This is a genomic window from Aeromonas sp. ANP5, assembly GCF_963870295.1.
GTDB lineage: Bacteria > Pseudomonadota > Gammaproteobacteria > Enterobacterales > Aeromonadaceae > Aeromonas > Aeromonas veronii.
In genome coordinates, this window is sequence record NZ_CAWMRY010000044.1 from 1 (window position 1) to 25,265 (window position 25,265).

The following is a 25,265-nucleotide window of genomic DNA, read 5'->3' on the forward strand; positions in this document are numbered from 1 at the left end:
ACACTTCTATACCTTGAACTGCCCCACCAGCTGCTGCTGCTTGTCCGCCAGCGCAGAGAGCTCGCGACCATTTTCGGCGGAGGTCGCTGCCTCGGCCCGAATGGTGTGGCTCACATCGCGAATGTTGCTGACGTTGCGGTTGATCTCGTCCGCCACCCGGCTCTGCTCCTGTGCCGCCCGGGCAATCTGCTCGTTCATCTGATGGATGGTGGAGACCGACTGGATAATCTGCTCCAGCACCTGCACCGAGAGATCCACCTTGGCGAGGGTCTCGTCAGCCTGTCCATGACCATCTCGGATCGCCTTGACCACGGCGCCGGTACCGGATTGCAGTTGGCTGATCAGGGTCTGGATCTCGACGATGGCATTCTGGGTGCGACCGGCCAGATTGCGCACCTCATCGGCCACCACGGCAAAGCCACGGCCCTGCTCACCGGCACGCGCCGCTTCAATAGCCGCATTCAGCGCCAGCAAGTTGGTCTGCTCGGCAATTCCCTGGATCACGGTGAGAATATCGTTGATGTTGTCGCTGTTGGCGGAGAGTCGCTCCACCACCGGCTGGGCATCGTTGATGATGGTCATCAGCTTGCGCATCGCCTCCTGGGTGTCGGCAACGACATATTTGCCCTCTTGCGCCGCGGCATCAGTGGTGTTGGCGGCTGCCACCGCCGAGCCGGCATTACCGGAGACCTGCAACGCCGTGGCGCTCAGCTCTTCAAATGCCGTCGCCACCAGATCGATCTCCTGATACTGGGCCTGCATGCCACTGCTGGTGCGCTCGGCCACTTGCGCGGCTCGCTCGGCACTGTTGCGCGTACCGGAGACGGTATCAATCACCTGACTGATGGTGGATTGCAACTTGTTGAGGAAGCTGTTGAACCACTTGGCCAGCTCGCCGATCTCGTCTTGCCGCTGGATCTCGATACGCTGGGTCAAATCCCCCTCGCCGCTGGCGATATCCTTGAGACGGGCAACTACGGCGCGGATGGGTGCCACAATCTGGCGCGCCATCAACCAGATAAAACTCAGGGCAACCAGCGAGATCAGCACTCCGATCGACAGCTGCGAGACCACGCTGCGATTGGCCTCACTGGCCAGCTCATCTTGCAGTTGCTGGGCCGAGGCCAGTACTACGGCCCGTGGCAATTCAATGTAGATGCCCCATTTACGGTCGGTGCCACGCATGGATACCGGGACAAAGGTCTGCAACAGGGCGCCGTCGCTGCTCCAGCGAGTCAGCTCCTGCCCCTGACTGAGCCAGCCTTTCAGCTCGCTGGCCAGCCCCTGATACTTCTGATCCAACCCGCGTCCCATGGTCACATCGAACTCATCGGCTCCCGCCACGCGCCCCTCGTGGCTAACCAGCAAGATTCTGCCCTTGCCGTCATAGAGCTCTTTGTCCATGGTACTGACCAGACTCTGCAAAGTGGCCAGCGAGATATCGACCCCGACCATCCCCAGCAAGGTCTCCTGCTCCAGCAGCGGGACTGTCACCGAGGTCATCAATATCTGTTTATCGCCCACATCGTCCAGATAGGGCTCCAGCAGGCAGAGGGCACGGGTGCGAATGCTGCAGCGATACCACTCGTTTTCGATTCCACCAGCCTCGGTCGGGCTCTCATCGGCCAGTACATCCTCATTCTGCACTTCCGGCTCAATCTTGCCGTTGTCATAAGCCCAGTAACTGGAAAAGCGCCCCTTGTCGTTGGAACCCAGCGCCGTTGAGCCCTGATAGTTGCTGTCTTCCCCATCCAGCTGGTCAGGCTCGAACACCGCATAGACACCAAGCAGATTGGTCGATGAGGCAACGGCATCGTGCAGTTGCTGATTGACGGCGCTGCGCAGCGCCTCCGAATGGACAAAGTTCTCGGCCGCATTCTTGCGCTGGAACAACACGCTCTCCGCCAGCAAACTGGCGCGGAAATAGGCCTCATCGAGATAGCTGGTCACCTTGGCCGCCTGCTCCGAGCCCATCGCCTTCATCCAGTTCTCGGCCGACTGCTGCGCCTCATGCATGGTGGCTTGCCGCACCTGCTGTTGCATCTTGTTCGCGTTGTAAATCGAAGAGGCAACCAGAGCGGCGGCTGTCACCAACAGACAGCAACCGGCGATCAGGGTAATCCGACCCTGGACAGAAAGAGCGCTCATGCCAATATTCCTACGTCATACAGATATGGATAGATTATCGACTTTATAAACAAAAACTTAACTCTCTCACAGCAAATCCAGCGAGAGTTGATTAACTTCACCCTCTTTTGGCAAACCCACCACCAAGCCCAGCAGGCGAACCGAACGCCCTTGCGCCCGCTGTAATCCCTCTTTGAGCAGGGGAACGAACAAGGCTGGCTGATAGCCACCCTGACTGCGATAGACTGTGGTCTGGTGGAAGTCGGCAAACTTGAGCTTGATTCCCTGCCCCATCACCTGCTCGGCAGGGCACGCCAGCTGAAATCGCCGCTCAAGCTCCGGCAACAGTTGCTGCAATACCGTCAGGCAGGCGGCTTCGTCACAAACATCGCTCGCCAAAGTGGTCTCCACCCCGATGGTTTTGCGGATCCGGTGCGCCTGCACTGGCTGTTCATCCAGCCCCCAGATCCGGGTCGTCAACATCTCCCCCAGCTTGCCAAAACGACTGCACAGCTCTTGTGCCGACAAGGCCCGCGCATCCTCACAGGTGTAAAGCCCCTGAGCCTCCAGCCGCTCGGCGGTCTTGCGCCCCACCCCGGGCAGTTCGCCGAGGGGCAACTGGCAGACAAATTCGGCCACTTCATCGGGACGAATGACAAACAGACCATCAGGCTTGCGCTGCTCCGAGGCGAGCTTGGCGAGAAACTTGTTGGGGGCCACTCCGGCCGAGGCGGTCAATCCCAGTTCGGTGACGATGGCTTGCCGGATCTCTTGCGCCATCAGGGTGGCGCTGCCGCCACAGCAACGACTGTGGGTCACGTCGAGGTAAGCCTCGTCCAGCGACAGTGGTTCAACCTGATCTGTATAGCGCAGGAAAATTGCCCTGAGCTGACGGGAGATATCCTTGTACACCGCCATTCGCCCAGGGATCAGTACCAGCGGCGGGCAGAGTTTTTTCGCCAGGGCGCTCGGCATGGCGGAGCGCACCCCGAACCGGCGCGCCACATAGTTGCAGGTCGAGATAACACCGCGCCGCTCGGAGGACCCACCGATGGCGAGCGGCACCTCCCGCAACGCCGGATTGTCCCGCATCTCCACCGCGGCAAAAAAGCAGTCCATGTCGATATGGATGATCTTGCGCATACCACTGTATAAATAAACAGACATGGCATCATCTTACCCCAAGGATAACCGCAGCTCTATCTCTCTCGTTGCGGCTAAAATAGTAGACTCCAAGGAGACCTTTACTACCACAATGACAAGGAGCGTTCGGGATGAAATATCTTTGGTTGGGACTCTGTTTGCTACCGTTGACCGGCATCGGCAAGAACAACCCGACGGCAGAGTGCCGCTGGCTGTACGACCGGATTGAGATACTGGAACAGGCCATCAAGAAAGGGGACAAGCTCGGCACAGAGCAAGAATTGGCACGCTGGCGTGAAGAGTTTCGCAAGAAGAAGTGCAAACAGTACGACTACTGAGCCGGACAAGATGGCATGACCGACAACGGCAGATAACAAACGGGCCCCGATCAAGATGACCGGGGCCCGTTTTTCAAAGCATGGCCAGCTTGATTCTGCAGCAGAGTGCGCTCAAGGCAGCACCATAGGGCCAGCGACAGTGGCCGCCACCTCATCCCCACGCAGCACCCGGACCAGTTCCAGCGCAAACTTGATGGCACTGCCCGGCCCCTGACTGGTGATAAGGCGATGAGCCTCATCCCTGACGACCCGCTCATGTGACAGCTGCGATGTCGGTAGTCGGGACTGAAAGCCGGGATGACAGGTGACGATGGCATCACCCAGCAGAGCATGATGTTGCAACACCACCACAGGGGCGGCGCAGATGGCAGCGCGCCAGCGACCAAGAGCGGCCTGCTCTTTGAGCAGATCAATGGCCAGCGGGGTATCGCGGATCACTTCGCTGCCGGGCAAACCGCCGGGCACCACGATGGCTTCAAAGTCCCGACGGGTCAGCTCGTCGATATGACAATCAGCCACCAGCTGTACCCCGCGCGATGCCTTCACCTGACGGGATCCGGCTGGACAACAAGAGGCCAGCACCACCTCGATGCTGGCACGCACTAGGGTATCGACAATCGCAACCGTCTCTATCTCTTCCGACCCGGGGGCCACCAGCACCAGTACACTCACGTTCGCCTCCTTGCTGCTTGCTCTGCCATGTAAAAGGTCAGACGGCCTGACTCTTCTCTTTGATCGCCTGATAGAGACCCTGATTGACCGGTACGGCAATGCCATGCCGGGCAGCCTTGGCCAGCAGGAAGCCGGTGATGGCCTCAATCTCGGTCTCGCGTCCCAGCTCCATATCCTGATGCATGGAGGAGTAATTGTCAGCGGTCAGTTCCACCACTGTCATCACCCGGCGTTGCAACTCCTCTGCCGTGGTTGCAATCCCTTCGGCACACATCACATCCGCTACTTCCACGCAGATCTGCTGCAGGGCATCGGCAAAACGGGGGCCAGCCAGCTCGCCATTTTTCAGCTTGTAGAGGGCCGTCAGGGGATTGATGGCACAGTTGATGGCCAACTTTTGCCACTGGCGCGTCAATACCTGCTCATCCCAGCCAGCCTGGCCCAGTGCCAGCGCCAGCTCATCCGCGAGCGCGGCGTGGGCATTGGCGGCGTCGTTGATCGGGCCAAGCCAGGTTTCACCCTTGCCAGTATGACGGAAGACAAAATGGCCGCACTGCATGGCGCCATGGCTGGTGACACCGGCAATCACCGGATTGTGCGGGAACATCTCGACCACCTGCTCGGCAATGCCCATCCCGTTGTGCAACAGCACGATCGGCACGCCGGCATCCAGATTGCCCACCAGCGGTGTCAGTGCGGCAATCACCTGACTGGCCTTGGTCATCACCAGCAGACGCTGGATCTTGCCGGGTTTGCTGACAAATCCGCGCTCAATATTGAGCAGCTGGACATGCCCCTCCAGCGAGGTGAAATCGATCCCCGGATGGAGCGTGGATTTATGATGTTCGCGCAACAAGACACGGGTAGATTGACCACTCTGGGTCAGCAGGGAGGCAAAAACGCCGCCGAGGGCGCCACAACCCAACAGTGACCACTTCGGAGTAACGGGTGGAATAACGGGCTGTCGGGAATTTTTTAATCCGCTTGGCATGGTGTGACTCTGTCAGGGTAAGGGTTGCAATCCTCTCAACCTGTTACCGGGGATAAGTGAAGATGTCGCTGGTGGACACTAACGGGTCCACCCGTCCTGTGCGCAGGGGATTCTAGCAGAGCAACCCCATCAAAATCAGCAAATTTGCCCGTTTTCTGGTAGATTTGCCCCCCGATAACGCAACATGAGGAGCTCCGGCTATGCCGTCATTCGATATTGTCTCTGAAGTCAAAATGAACGAGGTGTTGAACGCAGTCGACAACGCCAATCGTGAACTGGCCACCCGTTTCGATTTTCGTGGGGTAGAAGCCAGCTTCGAGTTGAACAAGGAAGAGGTAAAGCTGGAAGCCGATGCTGATTTCCAGCTCAAGCAGATGGTCGAAATCCTGCGCGGTGCCCTGCTCAAGCGCAACATCGAAAACAGCTCCATGGAAGTGGGTGACTCAGTTCACTCCGGCAAACGCTTCCACCTGACCGTCAAGTTCAAGCAGGGGATCGAGAAAGAGATCGCCAAGAAGCTGGTCAAGCTGATCAAGGACTCCAAGATCAAGGTACAGGTCGCCATCCAGGGTGATGAAGTACGTGTCACCGGCAAGAAGCGTGACGATCTGCAAGAGACCATGGCACTGGTCCGTGGCGCCGAACTGGGTCAACCGATGCAGTTCCAGAACTTCCGCGACTGATTTATCCACTCAGCCGTGGCGCACTTGATGACTCGCGCCACGCTATCTAAATCGCGGCCATAAAAAAACCGGAGCAGATGCTCCGGTTTTTTGTACCCCAAGTTTTATTAGAACTTGTAGGTAGCGGCAAAATAATGGCCAATACCGGAAGTATCAGTCATCGGGTTATTAGATTCGTTATCACGAATCAAAGCCATATTGTTGAATACTTTCAAACCATATCCAACAGAATAGCGGTCAGAGTGCCAATAGATACCATTGAACCACTCGAGAGAATTGGATGCATTGAAGCCGTTATCAGCAATCTTATCGGCGCCAAATTTGTAGTCGAGATAACCTTGGTAGGAGATAAAAGAACCGTTGCTAAATGTATAGAATGGCTTAAACCAGTTAGTGGATACCATGTAGCCATCCCACTCACGCTCATTCTCTGCACCGTAGTTCTCGCGCACATAGCGGGCATAAGTGTTGAAACCCACTTTACCAAACCAAGGCACTTCAACATCAGAGCCCAAACCAATGTAGTGCTCAAACAGACCTTTGTCGCCTACGTTAGTTACAGTGGCAATATACAGCTCTTTAACTGGGCCAAAAGAAAGATCTGCACCAGTAAGGGCGTCCAAAGACATACGCGGAGCAAACTTGATGAACATATTGTCACCATTGTGACGGTCATCATGAGTACGATCCAGCAAGTCGAATACGTCAACGTAACCATACAAATCAAACAGACCTGAACGGCCACCAAACTCCATTTCGAAATAAGTAGTGTTCTGATTGTTGAAAGGAATGCGAGCATCAACGCTCTGCATTACGTTGAACTGCATCCACTTGTAGTCATTCTTGTGGATATCACCGCTGTAGTCAGCAGCGAAGGCCGGGGTAGCGGCAGCAGCCAGCAGACCGGCAGCGATCAGAGTCTTGGTAAATTTGGCCATTTTATTGGTCTCTTGTGCGTTAGTTGAGGTTTTCCGTAGCCTGCCCACAAGGAGCGAGAGGGATTCTAATCAAATAAAATTGGGGGTGAAACAACTTCTCGGGAACTTTATCCGGAAGTGTGAATCTAATCACCCCCGATTCTACGCAAACGCTTGCTATTTGTCAGCCGTTGAGAGCAACTCACTCCCTTTTCTGGCGACAAGCACAATCAACAACAACACGGGCAAGCCCAATAAACTGGTTCCGACAAAGAAGGCACTGTAGCCAATCTGCTCCACAACCTGTCCGGAAAAACCGGCCAGCAACTTGGGTAGCAGCAACATTACCGAGCTGAACAGGGCGTACTGAGTGGCCGAAAATGCCACATTGGTCAGGCTGGAGAGATAGGTCACGAAGGCTGCGGTAGCGATACCGGCACTGAGGTTATCCAGCGAGATAATCAGCGTCAGCAGTTCTAGGTTGTGACCAACCTGATTGAGCAGGGCAAACAACAGGTTGGTGCTGGCAGTGAGCAGCGCCCCCAAGAACAGGATGCGCAGCGTGCCGAAGCGCATCACCAGCACGCCCCCCAGCGCAGCCCCCACTAGCGTCATGATGACGCCAAACACCTTGGTAATAGTCGCAACCTCGGTCTTGCTGAACTGCATATCCACATAGAAGCTGTTGGACATCACCCCCATCACCACATCGGCAACCCGATAGCAGGCGATCAGAGCCAGGATCAGCAGCGCTGAGCTGCCATAGCGACGAAAGAAGTCGGCAAACGGACACCAGACCGCCTCATAGCCCCAGGCCCCAGCACTCGCCAGCAGTGCAGGCCACCCTTTTTCCAGGAGCTGCGCCTTGCGTTCTGCCTGTTGTTTGCCCTGCTCGGCCAGATCGATTTCCGGCTCGTGGCAAAACAGCGTGGTGATGAACCCGAGTGACATCAGACCCGCCATCACCAGATAGGTAATCTGCCAGCCACGATAGTCATAGCCACTGTTGCTGCCAAACCACGCTGCCAGCGCCAGCGCACCGGCGCCCGCCATGATCATCGCCAGTCGGTAGCCAGTCATGTAGGAGGCCGCCATCGCCGCCTGTAGCCGCTCGGGAGCAGATTCGATGCGATAGGCGTCGATAACGATATCCTGAGTCGCCGAGGCAAAGGCAACCAGCAGGGCAAACATCGCCAGCTGGGCCAGCTCGGTCTTGGGATCGCAGAACGCCATGCCGACCAGCGCAGCGGCAATCAGCAACTGGGAGAAGAACATCCAACTGCGGCGACGCCCCAGCAGCGTGGAGAGCAACGGCAGCGGCATGCGATCCACCAGCGGCGACCACAACCATTTAAAGCCATAGGCGAGCGCCACCCAGCTCATATAGCCGATATCGGTCAGACTGACATCAGCCTCGCGCAACCAGAATGAGAGGGTACCGAACACCAGCAGCAGCGGCAGACCCGATGAAAAACCCATGGCAAAGAGAATAAATACCCGAAATTCGAGATAAACGGCGAGGGACTCTCTCCAGCTTGGTTTGCGGATCATGTTCAACTACCTGACGACTTTGGAAAAGTGCGTCATTTTGGCAGGTTGATGGCAGATAGCCAAGGCGAGCCAAGAGATAGGTCAAAGAAGCCCGGATAGAGAAAAGGCCCATCCCTAACGGGATGAGCCTTTTATTGTGGCATGGCGGGGCGAGGCGACGAACCGCGTCCGGCGATAGTTACTTGCTCGCTTTCTTGTCGACTTTCTTGTCTGCCGGAGTTTCTGCCAGCAAGACCACCTTCTTCAGAATGATGGGACTGGTCGGCACATCGTTGGCGCGCAGAATGGGGCTGTAACCGGTCTGTACCTGAGCCAGCTTGTCCAGCACCTCCATCCCCTGAACCACCTGACCGAACACGGTATAACCCGCAGAGCCACCGGCGTTGAGGTTATTGTTGTCGACCAGATTGAAGTAGAACTGGCGAGTAGCGCTGTCGACCGCCTGGGTGCGGGCCATGGCGATGGAGCCACGCTTGTTGGGCAGACCGCCGCGCGACTCGTTGACCACAGGCTCATAGGTTGGCAGTTGCTGGAACTGCTGGTTGTAGCCCCCACCCTGCACCACGAAATCCTGGATCACCCGGTGGAAAATGCTGCCGTCATAGCTGCCATCAGCCACGTAGCGCAGGAAGTTCTTCACCGTCTGGGGCGCCTGCTTGGACGCCAGCTCCACCACGATATTGCCGTGGTTGGTCTCCATTCTGACTTTCGGGCCTGCAAACGCCAGCGGGGCGATCAGCATGGCCAGCAACCAGAGTTTTTTCATCATCAGACCCCTGCACCGTTCGGTTGACCTTTCAGGTAACCGCGCAGCGCATCATCGGCCATGATCTGCTGCAGCACGCTACCCAGTTGCAGGTTCAGTGTAGACTCCAGATCGGCCATGCTTGGCTCGCTCGGGCTCTCCTTGCTGGAGGACATGTTGAACTGCTTGGTCAGACGGTTGCCCTGGAAATCGGCGATCACCTGCAGGCTGACGCGGGACTTGGTGACATAGGTAAAGGTCTTCTCTTCCACATTGACTGCGGCGTTGGAGATCACCAGCGTCAGGTTGGTGGTGCCACTGTTGCCCACTTCCAGACCCTGGCTGCGCAGCCCTTCGGCCAGCCGCTCGGCCATCAGCAGGTTGAGCGGACGCTCACTGTTGACCAGCACGGGGGCTTTCTCTTTATGTTTGATGGAGAAGACGTAGGCAGCCTCACGCTTGTCTACCCCTTCCATGGTGATGCGATTGCCAGAGTAGTATTGCTGGTTGGCGGGGATCACCTGCGGATTGAGCAGCGCCGTCTCCGGCCAATGAGTGGCACACCCGCCCAGCATCAGGGCGGCCAGCAGCAAGAGTGACTTTTTCATCATGGTTTCCTTTGGCTTTAGCGTTTGATGGCTTTCAAAATAACGAATTTGCTGTTCGACGCAACGACTTGTGCGTTGGCAAACAAGCGCTTGAGTTTGTTGTGATAGTCCAGATGACGGTTGCCTACTATCCAGAGTTCACCCCCTTGAGGCAACACCCGGTGCGCATCGCTGAACATCTGCCAGGCGATATGATCGGTGATCGCCTGTAGCTGATGGAAAGGAGGGTTGCAGAGGATCCGATCCGCCGAGCCGACCGCCACCCCGTCGAGACAGTTATTGACCATAAAGCGGGCGCGCGGCAGTGCATCGGGCAGATTGTGCTCGACGTTGAGCTGTGCCGAGGCGACTGCCATATAGGATTCATCGATAAAGGTCACCTCCACCTCGCTGTCTTTGGCGAGCAGCGACAGACCCAGCACCCCGTTGCCACAGCCCAGATCGATCACCTTGCGGGCACTGTGGATGGGCAGGTTGTCCAGCATAAAGCGGGCACCGATATCGAGACTGGTGCGCGAGAAGACGTTGGCATGGTTGTGGATGAGCATGCCACTCCCCTCCAGCGGCCAGACAGTCGGGAAGGGGTTGGCCAGCGCGGGTTGCCCCGCCTGCGGCTCGCAGTGAATGAGACGCGCCTTTTTCCAGGCCAGCGAGGTACGGGTAGGCCCCAGATACTTCTCGAACAACTTGAGGGTGGAGGTATGAATATCCTTCGCCTTGCCGGCAGCGATAACGCGGGTTGCCGGTGTCACCACCGCACGCAATGCCAGCAGTTGCTGCTCCAATAGAGCCTGATATTTGGAGACCTTGATCACTACCAGCGCAGGGGCATCGGGCAGCGGCGCCAGCGCATCCTGCAAGCGGATACCACCCGCATCCAGTCCGTTTTCGGCCAGATTGGCCAGGGTCGCCCGCTCACTGATGTAGGAGTCGGTGACGCAGCAGGGGGAGTGCGGATGCAGATAGGCGGCCAGCGCGCCAAAACCGTCATTCATGATGATGACGGGGCCCGCCTGCTCGAGGGGAGACTCCGCCAGGGTGTTGATCAAGTATTCGTCAGCCGCATCCCAGGCTTGCAGGGACTCCTGACTCAGGCGCGGATAGCGGTAGAGCGTGAGCTGGCAATGGGGTGTGTCGAGAAGGGTTTGCATAGGAAGAGTCCAACCTCGGCTTGATTCGTGTATACAGGCGCCAGGGGCGACGCAAAGTGGCGCTATTCTAGCGAGGAGCAGGAATTTCACCAGTTCGATGCGCATCAAGGGGGCAACTGACGGGTGATTTCCCTCTTACGGGGGCTTATTCCATCCCGCGACTGCCGATAGAATGGCCCGACATTCACTCTGGAAGCCGATCCGATGACCATCCAACAACTGATTGAAGCCAAGCTGACCGCCGCCCTCTCCCCCACCGTGCTGGAGGTGATCAACGAGAGCCACATGCACCGTGTGGAACCGGGATCTGAGAGCCACTTCAAGGTGGTGATCGTCAGCGAGCAATTTGCAGGGCAGCGGCTGCTGGCCCGTCATCGTCAGGTCAATGCCGTACTGGCCGACGAGCTGGCCGGTGCCGTTCATGCACTGGCACTTCATACCTACACCGAGACCGAGTGGCAGGAAAAAGGCCATGCCCCGCGCACCCCGAGCTGCGTTGGCAAACCGTCACTCTCCTGAAACCGGTTGTACCACAGGATTCCCCTAGAGAACCTGCCAACAAAAATTAAACATATTTCCCCCATTGGCCCCGAAAAGGCTACATCCAAGGGGGTATATTTCGGCATCAAGGCTTTTTGCTCATAGTGGAGGCAACGGCAAATACCCCCATCGAGGTATCGAAATAAAAAAACCTTTAAAACCACTACTTACAAGGTGTCGGGGGCTTATTCATTGCAGGTTAATTTTGTGATGGCACGGGGATTTTGCCCATTTGGCATGGCAGAAAATGCACCTTAAGTGGTAAACTCAAGCGCTTTTGAGTGAGCCTGCATGTTGAATAATTGTTGAGCCTGCCCACCTGGCACAACCACAACATCGACTCATTCAACCACCCGTCGTGATGTATTTCTCGGCGCTAACCAACCTCTCCCGTAACGGTAGTGCAAGTAAGTATGATTACAATCAAAAGAGGACTGGACATCCCCGTGCTGGGTGCGCCAGAGCAAGTAATCTACGATGGCCCCGCCATCACCCGTGTTGCGACACTGGGCGAGGAGTTTGTGGGGATGCGACCTACTATGTTCGTCAAAGTAGGTGATCGCGTCATCAAAGGTCAGGATCTTTTTGAAGACAAGAAGAATCCGGGCGTTAAATTCACAGCTCCTGCCACCGGTGTGGTTTCAGAGATCAACCGTGGTGCCAAACGTGTTCTCCAGTCTGTGGTCATCGACCTCGACGGTTCCGATGAACAGGTGACGTTTGAGCATTTTGCCTCTGCCGAGCTGGCCAAGCTCGAGCGCAGCAAGGTGCAAGAGATCCTGGTCGCATCAGGTCAGTGGACTGCGTTGCGTACCCGTCCGTTCAGCAAAGTCCCCGCGGTAGCGTCTGCCCCGCGCGCCATCTTTGTGACTGCAATGGACACCAACCCGCTGGCAGCCGATGCCGAGCTGATTATCAAGGAACAGCCGCAGGCCTTCCTCGATGGTCTGGCCGTATTGACCCGCCTGACCGACGGCGCCGTCTACGTCTGTAAAGGTGAAGGCAGTCTGCCCCACTCTCCGCTGGCTCAGGTCAAGGAAGAGATCTTCGTTGGTCCACACCCTGCCGGCCTGCCGGGTACCCATATCCACTTCCTGGATCCGGTCAGCAGCACCAAGGTGCAGTGGCACATCAACTATCAGGATGTGATCGCATTCGGCAAGCTGTTCACCACCGGTCAGATCTTCACTGACAAGGTGATCGCGCTGGCTGGCCCGAACGTGCTCAAGCCGCGTCTGCTGCGTACCCGTCTGGGCGCCTGCATCAGCCAGCTCACCAACAATGAGCTGCGGGCCGACGAAAACCGTATCATCTCCGGTTCTATCCTGAGTGGTGCCAAAGCCGAAGGTGTTCACGACTACCTGGGCCGCTACCACAATCAGGTTTGCGTGCTGGGTGAAGGTCGCGAGAAAGAGTTCCTGGGCTGGATCAACCCCAGCGCCAACAAGTTCTCTATCACCCGTACCACCCTCTCTCATCTGATGAAGGGCAAGCTGATCAACTTCACCACCACTACCAACGGTAGTGACCGTTCCATGGTGCCTATCGGCAACTATGAGCGGGTGATGCCACTCGACATCCTGCCGACCCTGCTGCTGCGGGACATGGTCTCCGGCGATACCGACGGTGCGCAAGCACTGGGCTGCCTGGAGCTGGATGAGGAAGATTTGGCGCTCTGTACCTTTGTCTGCCCCGGCAAGACAGAGTACGGCCCGATCTTGCGTGAGTGCCTGACCAAGATTGAACTGGAAGGTTAAGCGATGAGTTTCAAGCAACTTCTTGAAAATATGGAACACCACTTCGAACCGGGTGGAAAGTACGCCAAGTACTATGCCCTGTTCGAAGCGGCGTACACCCTGTTCTACACCCCGGGTAGCGTTACCCGCAACGCCTCCCACGTTCGTGATGCGCTCGATCTGAAGCGCATGATGATCATGGTGTGGCTAGCCGTGTTCCCGGCCATGTTCTGGGGCATGTACAACGTTGGTAACCAGGCGATTGCCGCCATTGCCCACATGGGCTCGGCTGCTGGTGCCAGCAGCTGGCAATATGCGCTGGCTACCATGCTGGGCGCCTCCCTCGATCCGGCTGTAGCCGGTATCGGCAGCAAGATGCTGATCGGCGCCACCCACTTCTTCCCGATCTACATCACCGTCTTCTTTGTCGGTGGTTTCTGGGAAGTGCTGTTCGCCATGGTGCGCAAACACGAGATCAACGAAGGCTTCTTCGTAACCTCCATCCTGTTTGCCCTGATCGTGCCGCCCGAGCTGCCCCTGTGGCAAGCTGCGCTGGGTATCACCTTCGGTGTGGTGATGGCCAAAGAGGTGTTCGGTGGTACCGGCAAGAACTTCCTGAACCCGGCGCTGGCTGGTCGTGCGTTCCTGTTCTTCGCCTACCCGGGCCAGATTTCCGGTGACGCCGTATGGGTTGCCGTTGACGGCTTCTCCGGCGCGACTGCCCTGAGCCAGTGGGCCCAAGGCGGCCAGATGGCGCTGATCAACGGTGCAACCGGCCAGGCTATCAGCTGGATGGACGCTTTCCTGGGTAACCTGCCGGGTTCCATCGGTGAAGTCTCTACCCTGATGATCCTGCTGGGTGCCGCCATGATCGTCTACATGCGCATCGCCTCCTGGCGCATCATCGCCGGCGTGATGATCGGTATGATCGCCACCTCCCTGCTGTTCAACGTCATCGGTTCCGATACCAACCCCATGTTCAACATGCCGTGGCACTGGCATCTGGTACTGGGTGGCTTCGCCTTCGGTATGGCCTTCATGGCGACCGACCCTGTCTCCGCCGCCTTTACCAACAAAGGCAAGTGGTGGTATGGCGCCCTGATCGGCGTAATGGTCGTGCTGGTTCGCGTGGTCAACCCTGCGTTCCCGGAAGGCATGATGCTGGCCATTCTGTTTGCGAACCTGTTTGCTCCCCTGTTTGACCACTTCGTCGCTCAGGCAAACATCAAGCGGAGGATTGCTCGTGGCGTTTAATAAAGATTCAACCCTCGGCACCGTCAGCGTGGTCACCGGCCTGTGTCTGGCCTGTTCCATCGTGGTATCCGTTGCCGCTGTGGGCCTGCGTTCTACCCAGCAGGAAAACAAGGCGCTGGACAAGCAGAGCAACATTCTCGCCGTAGCCGGTGTGGATGTGAGCGAAGTGGCCAAGCGCGACCTGGCCAAACTGTACGGCGAGAAGATCGAAGCGCGTCTGGTGGATCTGGCGACCGGTGACTTTGTTGACGGCGATGCCGACAACTTCGACACCAAGCAGGCAGCCAAAGATCCGGCCCGCAGCATCCGTCTTGCCGCCGCTGACGACAAGGCCAGCCTGCGTCAGATCTCCAAGCAGATCCCGGTATTCTTCGCCAAGGATGCCGAAGGCAAGATCGACAGCATCATCCTGCCCATCTACGGTCAGGGTCTGTGGTCGACCATGTATGCCTTCGTCGCCGTTGCCGCTGATGGCCAGACCATCAAGGGCATCACCTACTATGACCACGGTGAAACCCCGGGTCTGGGTGGCGAGATCGAAAACCCGGCCTGGCAGGCGCTGTTCAAGGACAAGAAACTGTTCGACCAGAATGGCATGCCGGCGCTGCGCGTCATCAAGGGCCATGCTCCGGCGGGCTCCGAGCACGAGATCGATGGTCTCTCCGGTGCCACTCTGACCGGTAACGGCGTACAGCATACCTTCGACTTCTGGATGGGTCCCAAGGGCTTCGGTCCTTTCCTGGCCAAGGTTCGTGCAGGAGAAATCAACAATGGCTGACAAGAGCGAAATGAAGAAGTTGCTGTTGACGCCTGTGCTGGGCAACAACCCCATCGCCTTGCAGGTGCTGGGTGTCTGTTCTGCACTGGCGGTTACCAGCCAGATGAAAACTGCGTTTGTAATGACCCTCGCGGTCATGGCGGTCACCGCCTTCTCAAACCTGTTCATCTCCCTGATCCGCAACCAGATCCCGAACAGCGTCCGGATCATCGTGCAGATGGCGATCATCGCCTCACTGGTTATCGTGGTTGACCAGGTGCTCAAGGCGTACGCCTATGACATCTCCAAGCAGCTGTCGGTCTTCGTGGGTCTGATCATCACCAACTGTATCGTAATGGGCCGCGCTGAAGCGTACGCCATGAAGAGTGCCCCGCTGCCCTCCTTCCTGGATGGTATCGGCAACGGTCTGGGCTATGGTGCCATTCTGCTGAGTGTCGCGACCGTGCGTGAACTGCTGGGCTCCGGCACCTGGTTCGGCATCGAGCTGCTGCCGCTGGTGAACAACGGTGGCTGGTATGTGCCCAACGGCCTGCTGCTGCTGCCGCCGAGTGCATTCTTCATCATTGGTCTGATCATTTGGGGCGTGCGCACCAAGGATCCCAAGCAGGTGGAGGCGAAGGATTAAGGTATGGAACACTATCTGAGTCTGTTGATTAAATCGATCTTCATCGAAAACCTGGCACTCTCCTTCTTCCTGGGGATGTGTACCTTCCTGGCGGTGTCCAAGAAGGTAAAGACCTCCATGGGTCTGGGTATTGCCGTTATTGTGGTGCAGACCATCGCGGTTCCTGCCAACAACCTGATCTACAACTACGTGCTTAAAGATGGCGCTCTGGTATCCGGTCTGGATCTGAGCTTCCTGAGCTTCATCACCTTCATCGGTGTGATTGCAGCACTGGTACAGATCCTGGAGATGGCGCTGGACAAGTACTTCCCGGCACTCTACAACGCGCTGGGTATCTTCCTGCCGCTCATCACCGTGAACTGCGCCATCTTCGGTGGCGTCTCCTTCATGGTGCAGCGTGACTACAACTTCATGGAGTCTGTGGTCTACGGTGTGGGTTCAGGGGCAGGCTGGATGCTGGCGATCGTTGCGCTGGCAGGTATCCGCGAGAAGATGAAGTACTCCGATGTTCCGGAAGGCCTGCGCGGTCTGGGCATCACCTTCATCACCGCCGGTCTGATGGCGCTGGGCTTCATGTCCTTCTCTGGTATCTCCCTGTAATCGGCTTTCCTGCAATCAGAAAGGAACGATAGATGGAAATTATTTTGGGTGTGGTCATGTTTACCGTGATCCTGCTGGCACTGGTGGCAGTCATTCTGTTCGCCAAGTCCAAGCTGGTGACCGCGGGCGACGTGACAATCAGCATCAATGGTGACCCGGCCAAGGCTGTGACCAGCCCGGCCGGTGGCAAGCTGCTCGGCGTGCTGGCTGGCAGCGGTATCTTCGTCTCCTCCGCCTGTGGCGGCGGTGGCTCCTGCGGCCAGTGCAAGGTACGGGTGAAATCCGGTGGCGGCGACATTCTGCCGACCGAACTGGATCACATCAGCAAGGGCGAAGCCCGTCATGGCGAGCGTCTGGCCTGTCAGGTTACCGTTCGCTCCGACATGGATATCGAACTGCCGGAAGAGATCTTCGGGGTGAAGAAGTGGGAATGTACTGTTATCTCCAACGATAACAAGGCCACCTTCATCAAGGAGCTCAAGCTGCAGATCCCCGATGGCGAGAGCGTACCGTTCCGCGCCGGTGGTTATATCCAGATTGAAGCCCCGGCTCACCACGTGCACTACAAGAACTTCGATATTCCCGAGGAGTATCGCGGTGACTGGGATCGCTTCAAGATCTTTGAGCTGGAGTCCAAGGTCGATGAGCCGATCATCCGTGCCTACTCCATGGCCAACTATCCGGAAGAGTTCGGCATCATCATGCTGAACGTACGTATCGCGACCCCGCCGCCCAGCAACTGGACTGCCCCTCCGGGACAGATGTCCTCCTACATCTTCAGCCTGAAGGCTGGCGACAAGGTGACTATCTCCGGTCCGTTCGGTGAGTTCTTCGCCAAAGACACCGATGCCGAAATGGTATTCATCGGTGGTGGTGCAGGTATGGCGCCGATGCGTTCCCATATCTTCGACCAACTGCGTCGCCTGAAGTCCAAGCGCAAGATGAGCTTCTGGTACGGCGCCCGTTCCAAGCGCGAAATGTTCTATGTCGAAGACTTTGACATGCTCGCCGCCGAGAACGAGAACTTCACCTGGAACGTCGCCCTGTCTGATCCGCAACCGGAAGACAACTGGGACGGCTACACCGGCTTCATCCACAACGTGCTCTACGAGAACTATCTCAAGAACCACGAAGCACCGGAAGATTGCGAGTTCTACATGTGTGGACCTCCGGTGATGAACGCTGCCGTCATCAACATGCTCAAAGACTTGGGCGTTGAAGACGAAAACATCCTGTTGGATGACTTTGGTGGTTAATCCATGCACAGTGTTGTAAAGACCTGGCTAGCCTTCGGGCTAGCCTTTTTCTTGACTGGGTGCGGTCAGGAGACGGTCCAATCCAAACCGGAGATCCACATCACCGGCAGCACCATGGGCACTTATTACTCCATCAAGGTGGCGGACAGTGCCATCAGCGATCCGGCCAAGCTTCAAGCTGAGGTGGATGTGTTGCTGGAGCGGGTCAACGACCAGATGTCGACCTATCGCCCCGATTCCGAACTGTCGCGCTTCAACCAGAGCCGTGACAACAAACCGGTTGTGGTCTCCCGCGATACCGCACGGGTCGTCACAGAGGCCATTCACATTGGCCGTGAGAGCCAGGGGGCGCTGGACGTCACCGTTGGCCCCTTGGTCAATCTGTGGGGCTTTGGCCCGGACAAGAAGCCGACCAAGGTTCCCTCCGATGAGCTGATCACCCAGACTCGCCAGAAGACCGGTCTGGGCAACCTGCACGTCATAACCTCGGTGGATGCCGACACCCTGCAAAAAGATATTCCGGACCTCTACGTCGATCTCTCCGCCATCGCCAAGGGCTTTGGTGTGGACAAGGTAGCCGAGTATCTGGAGTCACTGGGTGCGCGCAACTATCTGGTGGAGATTGGCGGCGAGCTGCGGATCAATGGCGTCAACGGCAAGGGTCACCCCTGGCGCGTCGCCATCGAGAAGCCCACCGCAGGCACCGGCACGGTGCAAGAGGTGATCGTGCCCGGTGATAACGGGGTGGCTACCTCCGGCGATTACCGCAACTACTATGAACTGGATGGTCAGCGCTTCTCCCACACCATAGATCCGCGCAGCGGCAAACCGATCCAGCACCGTCTGGTGTCGGTCACCGTGATCCACCCCTCCTGCATGACTGCAGACGGGTTGGCCACCGTGTTTATGGTGATGGGGACCGAGAAAAGCCTGGCCTATGCCAACGAGCGCGGCCTGGCGATCTTCGTGATCACCAAGACGGACAACGGCTTTGAAGAGGCTTACTCCGATGCCTTCAAGCCCTATCTGGTCAAGAAGTAAGAGGTAGAGATGCAGATTTTTCTGATCACCTTCGGGGTATTCATGCTGGTGATAGCCGCCATGGCTATCGGTTACATCTTCCAGAAGAAGACCATCTCCGGCTCCTGTGGCGGTCTGGGTAGCGTCGGCATCGAGAAAGAGTGCGATTGCCCGGAACCCTGCGACAACCGCAAGAAGAAGATGGCCAAGGAAGAGGCCCGTCGCAAGATGCTGGAAGAGAACCGCATCATCTGATGACTCTGGTTTTTCGGTAAACAAAAGCGCGCCATCGGCGCGCTTTTTACTGGGCGTTATCTTGCGTTAACGGTCAGGGCTGACGTTCGATATAGAGGATCACTTCGCCAAGATGGATACCGAACTTGCTGATCTCGGCACGATTGATTAGACGCTCTTCGTCCAGCAGGTACATCCAGTCATCGAAGCTCACCCGTACCACCTCGCCATCCGGCAGCGCCAGATCAAGCTGATAACGCCAGTTGAGGGCAAACCCTTGGCTTTTACCCATCGCCTCCCCCACCACATCGGAAGCAGTACCGCGCCAATGACCATCATCGCCCTTGCTCAGATACCAGGTACGGGTCTGCTGGCGGCCATCATCAAAGTAGAACTGCTCGAACAGCTCTCCCTTGCCATCCTTCCAACGACCCACCATCTCGACCCGAAAGCGACTGGTCACTTCGCCGCTGCGGTCGGTTACCAAGCCGTGAGCCACTAATTTACCGTTGAAGAAACGGGCGAGATCCCAGTTTGGCCCCTGCCCCCGATAGTCATCGAGACTGGCACCACAGCCGCTCAGCAGCAAAAAAGGGAGCAACAGCAACCAGCGGTATGCACGATAGAAAAACATTGGAAACTCCATGTTCAGGGTTGGCCACGCAGGCGGCGGGTCAGGGCGGGATCGCGGCTGTTGTCAGCCAGCCAGATGGCGAGAAAAGCGGCCGAGAATTGCGGATCGGCCAGGGTGCCGAGGGGTTTTTCCTGCCACCAGAAGTGGCCTGCCCCGCCCTTGTCGACATAGAAGGTGAGCTTGTCGCCTGCCTGCACATCGGGCCAGAGTGCAGCGAGCTGGCCGAGCCAGCGCTGACGCTCGGCGTCAGAGCCAAGACCGAGTCGCTGCCACTCGGCGGCAGTGGCGCTCAGCAGATCTTCCCGCTCGATGGCTCTGGCATAGGTGAGGGTCAGGGCCTGCGGATAGTGACCGGGCTGATAGCGCCCGCTTTCACTGTAGAGGGTGGCATCGTAGAGCTTGAACCAGAGCCAGTTCATCTCCCCCTGCCCGACCGGGCGCAGCTGCTGCCAGGGGGCGGCAGAAGCCTGCACCGCGGTTGCAGCCAAGAGCGTAAACGCCAAAAGCAGCGGGTTAATTCCACCCCATATGCCAGTGGTTGGGGTCTTCCAGTTCATGCCAGTCCATCTCCTGTTCTTGCAGGGTGTTGATATCCTGCATCACCACCTGCACCAGCCGCCCCTGCGCATCCCGCTGGCAGGCAACCACCAGATAGAATCGATCAGTCAGCTCATGCTGGCTCTCTTTGGTCCATTTGGAAAAAAGCAACGAGTCGGTCGAAAAGGTGTTTGTCATGACTCACCCTCCAGCTTGACCATTACCCACAGGAGTACGGGTAACCACCACATCCAGATCACTGCCAGCAGCGCCGTACTGATCCAGATGCCCCAGGGTAAGTTTACTGCCCCCATGGCAGCCCCCGCCACATAGGAGGAGGCACCGCCAAACACGCCAAACAGTGCCTGCTGCCAGCGAGGCAAGCGCAGCAGCCAGCGCATACCGTGGGCAAGCGTCAGGGCAAAACCGAGCCAGAGCAGCACCAGCCAAAGGGGAAAACCGGACGGGAACCGGAACAGGCCGAGCTGCCAGAGCAGGGCATCCAGCAGACAGCCGGCAACCGCGATGGGGAGCAGCCGCCAGTCACGCAGGCGGCTGGGTGAGAAGATAAAGTGCAGCAGCAACATTGCCAGCAGCGGACCCGGCTGCTGCCACTTCACCGCCAGCAACCAGTAGAGGTTGAACCCCAGCAGGTGAGCCCACTGCCACATGGTCAGTGACCGCTTACTGGCAAATCACCCGACCAGCCAGCAGGCCCCGGCTTGGCGGCCTCCAGCTGTACCAGACTGATGCTGCGCTCCCAGAATCCCCCCTCGCAATAGGCGAAGTAGAAGTGCCACAGCCGGATGAAATCCTGGCTGTAACCGAGTTTGGGCAGCTCGGGCGCCAACGCCAGAAAGCGATCGCACCAGTGAGCAAGGGTGCGGGCATAGTGATGGCCGTGATCGTGCAACCGCACCAGCTGCATGTCGGTCTCCCGCGCCAGCAGCCCCGCCATCTGGGAGACGCTCGGCAGGCAGCCACCGGGGAAGATATAACGCTGGATAAAATCAACCCCGCGCAGATACTGGGCATGGCGCTGATCGGCGATGGTGATGGCTTGAATCAGCAGGCGGCCACCGGGCTTGAGCAGCCGTGACAACTGGCGGAAATAGTCGGGCAGGAAGGCGTGGCCCACTGCCTCGATCATCTCGATGGAGACCAGCTTGTCATAGGTGCCCTCCAGCTTGCGGTAATCCTCCAGCAGCAAGGTGATGCGATCCCCCAGCCCCTCCCGCACAATCCACTCCTTGGCATAGTCATGCTGGGCCCGGGAGATAGTCGTGGTGGTCACCCGGCAGCCATAGTGGCGGGCGGCATAGACGGCGAGGCCGCCCCAGCCGGTGCCGATCTCCAGCAGATGATCGTCAGGCCCCAGCTCCAGCCGCTCGCAGATGGTGCGCAACTTGGCCTGCTGCCCCTCTTCCAGAGTGGCCTCGGCGCTCGGATAGATGGCGCTCGAGTACTGCATATGGCTGTCGAGAAAACCCTGATAGAGGGTATTGCCGAGATCGTAGTGGGCGGCGATGTTGGAGCGCGAGCCGGTCAGAGTATTGCGATTGAGCCAGTGGCGCACCTTGTTGAACGGGAAACTGAGCCAGCCCAGGCGACGCTCAAGGGAGTCGAGCAGGGTCAGATTGCGGGCCAGCAGCCGCACCAGTGCCACCGGATCCGGGCTGGTCCAGAGCCCCTCCACCCAGGTTTCTCCGGCGGCAATACTGCCCCCCAGCAACAGGCGACGATAGAAGGCAGGATCCTGCACCACCAGTTCGGCATGCAGATCGGTGCCCGCAACGCCAAAGCTGTGGCGCTCACCGCCATCCCGCAGCAGCAGCTGGCCATGTTCGAGGCGACCCAGCAGATTGAGCAGCAGTTGTCTTGCCCCCTTGTCGATGAAAGAGGCAGAGAGGGTTGATTGAGCAAGTTCCATTAGCGGCTCTCCGGATGGGTAAATATCGGGGTTCGTTTGATAAATAGACGCAGGGCCTGCCAGTAGATCCCGAGCAGCACCTTCATGGTCATCCAGGGCCAGCGGGCCAGCAGGGCCACCAGCCCCTTGCGCGACAAGGGTTCGCGAGTGAGCGCCAGGGTTGCGTCAAACAGCTTGGCTTCACCGGATACGGGATGACTCTCGATATGGATCAGTGTCTCCTGCGCAGGCGGCCTGATGCGCCAGTGATAACACATCGCCAGCCCCATAAAGGGGGAGACGTGAAAATCCTTGTCATGGGGTGCCAGCGCCGCCAAATCCAGCAGGTAGTAGTGACGCTCGTTCCAAGGGGTGTTCGACACCTCTGCCAGCAGATAGCGCGCCTCGCCCTGCCGGTAGCAGAAGTAGAAGTTGACCGGGCTGAAGTAGAACCCCAGACAGCGCACATTGCCGAGAAGCAGCACCCGTCCCTCGGGGTCGGCATCGCCCCCCAGCTCGCTCACCTTCTGCCACACCGCCTGCTTGAGGCTTCCCTCACTCCCCTTGAGATAGTCATGGCGGTGAAACGAAAGCAGCCCCGAGCGCTCCACCCCGAACCAGCGCCCCTGATCGAGCTGCGGCAACTCGTCGAGATCCAGTCCCAGCATAAAGAGGCTGTAGGAGAAGGCGTGAGCCCGCGGTGCAAAACGGCGGTGGCGCACCGAGCCCTGCCAGATGGCGCTGGTGACGCCAGCCAGTTCGTCTGTACGCTCATGTTCGGTGGCCACGGTGGCGCCGTTCATAGCTCGGCTCCGAATCGCCTGGCAACATCCAGCGCGCTGCGCACCCCATCCTCGTGGAAGCCGTTGTACCAGTAGGCACCACAGAAGTGGGTGTGCTGCTGGCCGCAGATCTCCGCGCGCCGTTGCTGGGCGGCAATAGAGGCCTGATTGAACACCGGATGGTGGTAGACGAAGCGGCGCAGCACCTTGCTCTCATCCACCTTGCCCTTGGGATTGAGGCTGACGCAGAAGGGCTCCGGCGAGTTCACCCCCTGCAGGATGTTCATGTTGTAGCTCACCAGTGGCCGCGCCTCGTCATTGCCATCGAGCTGATAGTTCCAGCTGGCCCATGCCTTGCGGCGGGTGGGCAGGCAGCGCGCATCGGTATGGAGCCAGACATCGTTGGCCTGATAGGGCATGTCGCCGAGGATGGCCTGCTCCCGCTCGCAGGGATCCGCCAGCAGTGCCAGCGCCTGATCGCTGTGGCAGGCGAAGATCACCTCGTCAAACCGCTCCTCGCCGTAACTGCTCTGGATCACCACGCCATCCGCGTCCCGCCGTACGCTCTGCACCGGACAGGCGAGGCGGATCTGCGACTGCCAACCCGCGGTAAGGGGGCCGATATATTCCCGCGAGCCACCCGGGATCACGTACCACTGGGGGCGATTGGCCACATCCAGCAGGCCGTGGTTGGCAAAAAAGCGCAGGAAGAAGCCAAGGGGGAAGGCGCGCATATCGGCCAGGGTCGATGACCAGATCGCCGCCCCCATCGGCAAGATGTAGTGGCGGGCGAAGTAGTCGCTAAACTCCCCCGCCAGCAGAAAGTCCCCCAGGGTCAGCTCGGGGACTGCATCCTGATGTTGACCATCTGCCAGCCAGGCCCGTGCCTCCCGGTTGAACCGCAAAATCTCGGCGACGAAACCGTAGAAGCGCGGACTCAGCAGATTGCTGCGCTGGGCAAACAGGGTATCTAGATTGTGGCCGTTATACTCCAGCCCCTCCGGGCTCTTTACCGAGAAGCTCATTTCGGCCGGTTGGCGCGCCATGCCGATCCGCACCAGCAACTTCAAGAAGTTGGGATAGGTGCGATCATTGAAGACGATAAAACCGGTGTCGATGGCATAACTGCGGCCAGCCTGATTCACATCGACGGTGGCGGTGTGTCCCCCCAGGGTCGGCGCCGCCTCGAACAGGGTGATGTCATGGAGTTTGTGGAGCAGAAAACCGGCGGTGAGCCCCGAGATCCCTGAACCGACGATGGCGATCTTTTTCTTCATGAATGGCTTCCTTTCGATACGAGTGCGCGGCCAAGGCGCAGCCAGAGCCCCACCGGCAGCGCACCAAGCAGACGCAGCAACCAGATGAAACGGCGGGGAAAGTGGATCTGGTGACGACCTGCAGTCAGCCCGTCCATGATGGCGCGGGAGGCCTGCTCCACCGTCACCAGACAGGGCATGGGAAAATCATTTTTGGCGGTCAGCGGCGTCTGGACAAAGCCGGGGCGGATCAGGGTCACCCCAATCCCTTTGCTGGCCAAATCGAGGCGCAAGGTATCCGCCAGATAGTCGAGGGCCGCCTTGGAGGCGCCATAGGCCTCGGCTCGCTGCAGCGGCAGCCAGCTCACCGACGAGCTGACGATGGCTAGCCGAGATCCCGCCCCGAGCAACGGCAAGAAGGCGGCCAAAGCATGGCCGGTAGCGGTCAGATTGGTCTCAATCACTCGGGCAAACAGCTCGCTGTCAAACCCCTCCGCCACATCCATGTATTCGCAGTTGCCTGCGTTGAGGATCAGCAGATCGAGGGATGACAGCGTAGCAGCCACCCCGTTCATAGCGGCCAGATCCCGGGCATCGAACTGCAGCGGCGTGACGCCGTGCAGCCCCAGCGCCTGCAGTCGTTCGCCATCGCGGCCACAACCCCACACCTGCCAGCCTGCCCGCCGGTAATCCAGCGCCAACTGGCGACCGATGCCGGAGGTCGCCCCTGTAATAAGCACTCGGCCGCTCATGCGCCAAGCCTCATCTTGATAGTGCGCACCACTGGCCCGAGCAGCGGCAACTGCTCGTAGAGCATGGCGCCCAGGTCAAAATAGTCCCTGTGCTGGCACACCTTGCCCGCCTCGTCGAATTCGAGGCGGGTGGCCCCCTCCACCGTCACCGGCTCACCACCACGCAATCTGGGGTGAGAGAAGGTCATGGTCCAGCCGAGCCAGGCCTGCTGCCCTTGTTGCTGCTGACTGGTGATGACGAAACGGCAGTAGGCGAGGCGCTGATAGAGGGCGGCAAAATAGTCGCCAAGGGCCGCCAGCCCCTCGATACGGTGGGCCGGATCGGTAAAGACCACCTGTTCGGCATAGACCTCGGGCAAGCGGTGCAACTGCTGTTTGTCCAGTTGCTGATAGAGGCCAATAAAGCGGGCCAGCGGCTCGTTCATC

Annotated in this window: 29 protein-coding genes; 11 read left to right on the forward strand and 18 right to left on the reverse strand. The window is 58.4% G+C overall.

Features of this window, described 5'->3' with window-relative positions:
- Window positions 1–6: 6 nt before the first annotated feature.
- Together AACT07_RS19540 and dinB are read right to left on the reverse strand one after the other, a co-directional pair.
- A complete protein-coding gene (locus AACT07_RS19540) occupies window positions 7–2,148 on the reverse strand; it encodes a methyl-accepting chemotaxis protein (RefSeq protein ID WP_069529615.1) in 2,142 nt (713 codons plus the stop codon).
- Window positions 2,149–2,214: 66 nt separating this feature from the next.
- Entirely contained in the window at window positions 2,215–3,270 is a 1,056-nt protein-coding gene (gene dinB, locus AACT07_RS19545; RefSeq protein WP_083250021.1) for a DNA polymerase IV, read from the reverse strand.
- Window positions 3,271–3,401: 131 nt separating this feature from the next.
- Here dinB and AACT07_RS19550 point away from each other — a divergent pair, with 131 nt between their 5' ends.
- Window positions 3,402–3,608, forward strand: coding sequence for a hypothetical protein (locus AACT07_RS19550; protein WP_069529618.1), 207 nt, complete (start codon window positions 3,402–3,404; stop codon window positions 3,606–3,608).
- Between the two features lie 111 nt (window positions 3,609–3,719).
- On the opposite strand, the gene AACT07_RS19555 is transcribed toward AACT07_RS19550, so the two are convergent.
- Both AACT07_RS19555 and AACT07_RS19560 read right to left on the reverse strand, forming a co-directional pair.
- Window positions 3,720–4,280, reverse strand: a complete 561-nt coding sequence (locus AACT07_RS19555; RefSeq protein WP_069529619.1) for a DJ-1 family glyoxalase III — start codon at window positions 4,278–4,280, stop codon at window positions 3,720–3,722.
- Window positions 4,281–4,317: 37 nt separating this feature from the next.
- Complete coding sequence (locus AACT07_RS19560; protein WP_069529621.1) at window positions 4,318–5,271, reverse strand: ketopantoate reductase family protein; 954 nt, start codon at window positions 5,269–5,271, stop codon at window positions 4,318–4,320.
- A gap of 200 nt (window positions 5,272–5,471) precedes the next feature.
- Between AACT07_RS19560 and AACT07_RS19565 the strand changes: the two genes are divergently transcribed.
- Window positions 5,472–5,954, forward strand: coding sequence for a YajQ family cyclic di-GMP-binding protein (locus AACT07_RS19565; protein WP_005338634.1), 483 nt, complete (start codon window positions 5,472–5,474; stop codon window positions 5,952–5,954).
- Window positions 5,955–6,061: 107 nt separating this feature from the next.
- Here AACT07_RS19565 and AACT07_RS19570 read toward each other — a convergent pair whose 3' ends face one another.
- The 5 genes from AACT07_RS19570 to AACT07_RS19590 form a co-directional block, all read right to left on the reverse strand.
- Window positions 6,062–6,892, reverse strand: coding sequence for a nucleoside-specific channel-forming Tsx family protein (locus AACT07_RS19570; RefSeq protein WP_019445895.1), 831 nt, complete (start codon window positions 6,890–6,892; stop codon window positions 6,062–6,064).
- Between the two features lie 156 nt (window positions 6,893–7,048).
- The gene (locus tag AACT07_RS19575) at window positions 7,049–8,428 is read right to left on the reverse strand and encodes an AmpG family muropeptide MFS transporter (protein WP_069529623.1); all 1,380 of its coding nucleotides are present in this window, start codon (window positions 8,426–8,428) and stop codon (window positions 7,049–7,051) included.
- Between the two features lie 172 nt (window positions 8,429–8,600).
- A complete protein-coding gene (locus AACT07_RS19580; RefSeq protein WP_069529625.1) occupies window positions 8,601–9,188 on the reverse strand; it encodes a peptidylprolyl isomerase in 588 nt (195 codons plus the stop codon).
- A gap of 2 nt (window positions 9,189–9,190) precedes the next feature.
- Window positions 9,191–9,775, reverse strand: a complete 585-nt coding sequence (locus AACT07_RS19585) for a YajG family lipoprotein (protein WP_005349692.1) — start codon at window positions 9,773–9,775, stop codon at window positions 9,191–9,193.
- 17 nt (window positions 9,776–9,792) lie between these two features.
- Window positions 9,793–10,926 carry a methyltransferase gene (locus tag AACT07_RS19590; RefSeq protein ID WP_069529627.1) on the reverse strand — a complete coding sequence of 378 codons (1,134 nt, stop codon included), beginning with the start codon at window positions 10,924–10,926 and terminating at the stop codon, window positions 9,793–9,795.
- Window positions 10,927–11,130: 204 nt separating this feature from the next.
- Between AACT07_RS19590 and AACT07_RS19595 the strand changes: the two genes are divergently transcribed.
- The 9 genes from AACT07_RS19595 (at window position 11,131) to nqrM (ending at window position 18,990) form a co-directional block, all read left to right on the forward strand.
- Entirely contained in the window at window positions 11,131–11,445 is a 315-nt protein-coding gene (locus tag AACT07_RS19595; protein ID WP_005349687.1) for a BolA family protein, read from the forward strand.
- A gap of 434 nt (window positions 11,446–11,879) precedes the next feature.
- Window positions 11,880–13,223 carry a Na(+)-translocating NADH-quinone reductase subunit A gene (locus AACT07_RS19600; protein WP_005349684.1) on the forward strand — a complete coding sequence of 448 codons (1,344 nt, stop codon included), beginning with the start codon at window positions 11,880–11,882 and terminating at the stop codon, window positions 13,221–13,223.
- Between the two features lie 3 nt (window positions 13,224–13,226).
- Window positions 13,227–14,456, forward strand: coding sequence for an NADH:ubiquinone reductase (Na(+)-transporting) subunit B (locus tag AACT07_RS19605; protein ID WP_005338642.1), 1,230 nt, complete (start codon window positions 13,227–13,229; stop codon window positions 14,454–14,456).
- On the forward strand, window positions 14,446–15,234 hold the full coding sequence (locus tag AACT07_RS19610; RefSeq protein WP_005338643.1) for a Na(+)-translocating NADH-quinone reductase subunit C: 789 nt from the start codon (window positions 14,446–14,448) through the stop codon (window positions 15,232–15,234). Before AACT07_RS19605 ends, AACT07_RS19610 begins: the two co-directional genes overlap by 11 nt.
- Window positions 15,227–15,859, forward strand: coding sequence for an NADH:ubiquinone reductase (Na(+)-transporting) subunit D (locus tag AACT07_RS19615; RefSeq protein WP_005338644.1), 633 nt, complete (start codon window positions 15,227–15,229; stop codon window positions 15,857–15,859). The genes AACT07_RS19610 and AACT07_RS19615 overlap by 8 nt, the downstream gene beginning before the upstream one ends.
- A 3-nt stretch (window positions 15,860–15,862) precedes the next feature.
- Window positions 15,863–16,459, forward strand: a complete 597-nt coding sequence (nqrE, locus tag AACT07_RS19620; protein ID WP_005338645.1) for an NADH:ubiquinone reductase (Na(+)-transporting) subunit E — start codon at window positions 15,863–15,865, stop codon at window positions 16,457–16,459.
- A 32-nt stretch (window positions 16,460–16,491) separates the two neighbouring features.
- Window positions 16,492–17,715: an NADH:ubiquinone reductase (Na(+)-transporting) subunit F gene (gene nqrF / locus AACT07_RS19625; protein ID WP_005338656.1), complete on the forward strand. Its 1,224-nt coding sequence runs from the start codon at window positions 16,492–16,494 to the stop codon at window positions 17,713–17,715.
- Window positions 17,716–17,718: 3 nt separating this feature from the next.
- Window positions 17,719–18,756 (forward strand): FAD:protein FMN transferase ApbE, encoded by a 1,038-nt coding sequence (locus AACT07_RS19630; RefSeq protein ID WP_005338666.1) that lies wholly within the window; start codon window positions 17,719–17,721, stop codon window positions 18,754–18,756.
- Window positions 18,757–18,765: 9 nt separating this feature from the next.
- Window positions 18,766–18,990, forward strand: a complete 225-nt coding sequence (gene nqrM / locus AACT07_RS19635; protein WP_005338668.1) for a (Na+)-NQR maturation NqrM — start codon at window positions 18,766–18,768, stop codon at window positions 18,988–18,990.
- Between the two features lie 73 nt (window positions 18,991–19,063).
- Here the strand turns inward: nqrM and AACT07_RS19640 are convergent, their stop codons facing one another.
- Genes AACT07_RS19640 through AACT07_RS19680 form a run of 9 tightly spaced genes read right to left on the reverse strand, consistent with a single transcriptional unit; the run spans window position 19,064 to window position 25,264 of the window.
- Window positions 19,064–19,603 (reverse strand): DUF3833 domain-containing protein, encoded by a 540-nt coding sequence (locus AACT07_RS19640; protein ID WP_069529629.1) that lies wholly within the window; start codon window positions 19,601–19,603, stop codon window positions 19,064–19,066.
- Between the two features lie 14 nt (window positions 19,604–19,617).
- Entirely contained in the window at window positions 19,618–20,160 is a 543-nt protein-coding gene (locus AACT07_RS19645) for a chalcone isomerase family protein (protein ID WP_069529631.1), read from the reverse strand.
- On the reverse strand, window positions 20,117–20,338 hold the full coding sequence (locus tag AACT07_RS19650; protein ID WP_019445887.1) for a TIGR02450 family Trp-rich protein: 222 nt from the start codon (window positions 20,336–20,338) through the stop codon (window positions 20,117–20,119). Before AACT07_RS19650 ends, AACT07_RS19645 begins: the two co-directional genes overlap by 44 nt.
- Entirely contained in the window at window positions 20,335–20,811 is a 477-nt protein-coding gene (locus AACT07_RS19655; RefSeq protein WP_069529633.1) for a DUF2878 domain-containing protein, read from the reverse strand. Before AACT07_RS19655 ends, AACT07_RS19650 begins: the two co-directional genes overlap by 4 nt.
- 2 nt (window positions 20,812–20,813) lie before the next feature.
- Window positions 20,814–22,070: an SAM-dependent methyltransferase gene (locus AACT07_RS19660; RefSeq protein WP_069529635.1), complete on the reverse strand. Its 1,257-nt coding sequence runs from the start codon at window positions 22,068–22,070 to the stop codon at window positions 20,814–20,816.
- Window positions 22,070–22,852: a DUF1365 domain-containing protein gene (locus AACT07_RS19665; RefSeq protein WP_069529637.1), complete on the reverse strand. Its 783-nt coding sequence runs from the start codon at window positions 22,850–22,852 to the stop codon at window positions 22,070–22,072. Before AACT07_RS19665 ends, AACT07_RS19660 begins: the two co-directional genes overlap by 1 nt.
- Window positions 22,849–24,108: an NAD(P)/FAD-dependent oxidoreductase gene (locus AACT07_RS19670; RefSeq protein WP_069529639.1), complete on the reverse strand. Its 1,260-nt coding sequence runs from the start codon at window positions 24,106–24,108 to the stop codon at window positions 22,849–22,851. Before AACT07_RS19670 ends, AACT07_RS19665 begins: the two co-directional genes overlap by 4 nt.
- Window positions 24,105–24,839, reverse strand: coding sequence for an SDR family NAD(P)-dependent oxidoreductase (locus AACT07_RS19675; protein WP_069529641.1), 735 nt, complete (start codon window positions 24,837–24,839; stop codon window positions 24,105–24,107). Before AACT07_RS19675 ends, AACT07_RS19670 begins: the two co-directional genes overlap by 4 nt.
- Window positions 24,836–25,264 carry a nuclear transport factor 2 family protein gene (locus AACT07_RS19680; RefSeq protein ID WP_005343652.1) on the reverse strand — a complete coding sequence of 143 codons (429 nt, stop codon included), beginning with the start codon at window positions 25,262–25,264 and terminating at the stop codon, window positions 24,836–24,838. The genes AACT07_RS19675 and AACT07_RS19680 overlap by 4 nt, the downstream gene beginning before the upstream one ends.
- Window position 25,265: the final 1 nt, after the last annotated feature.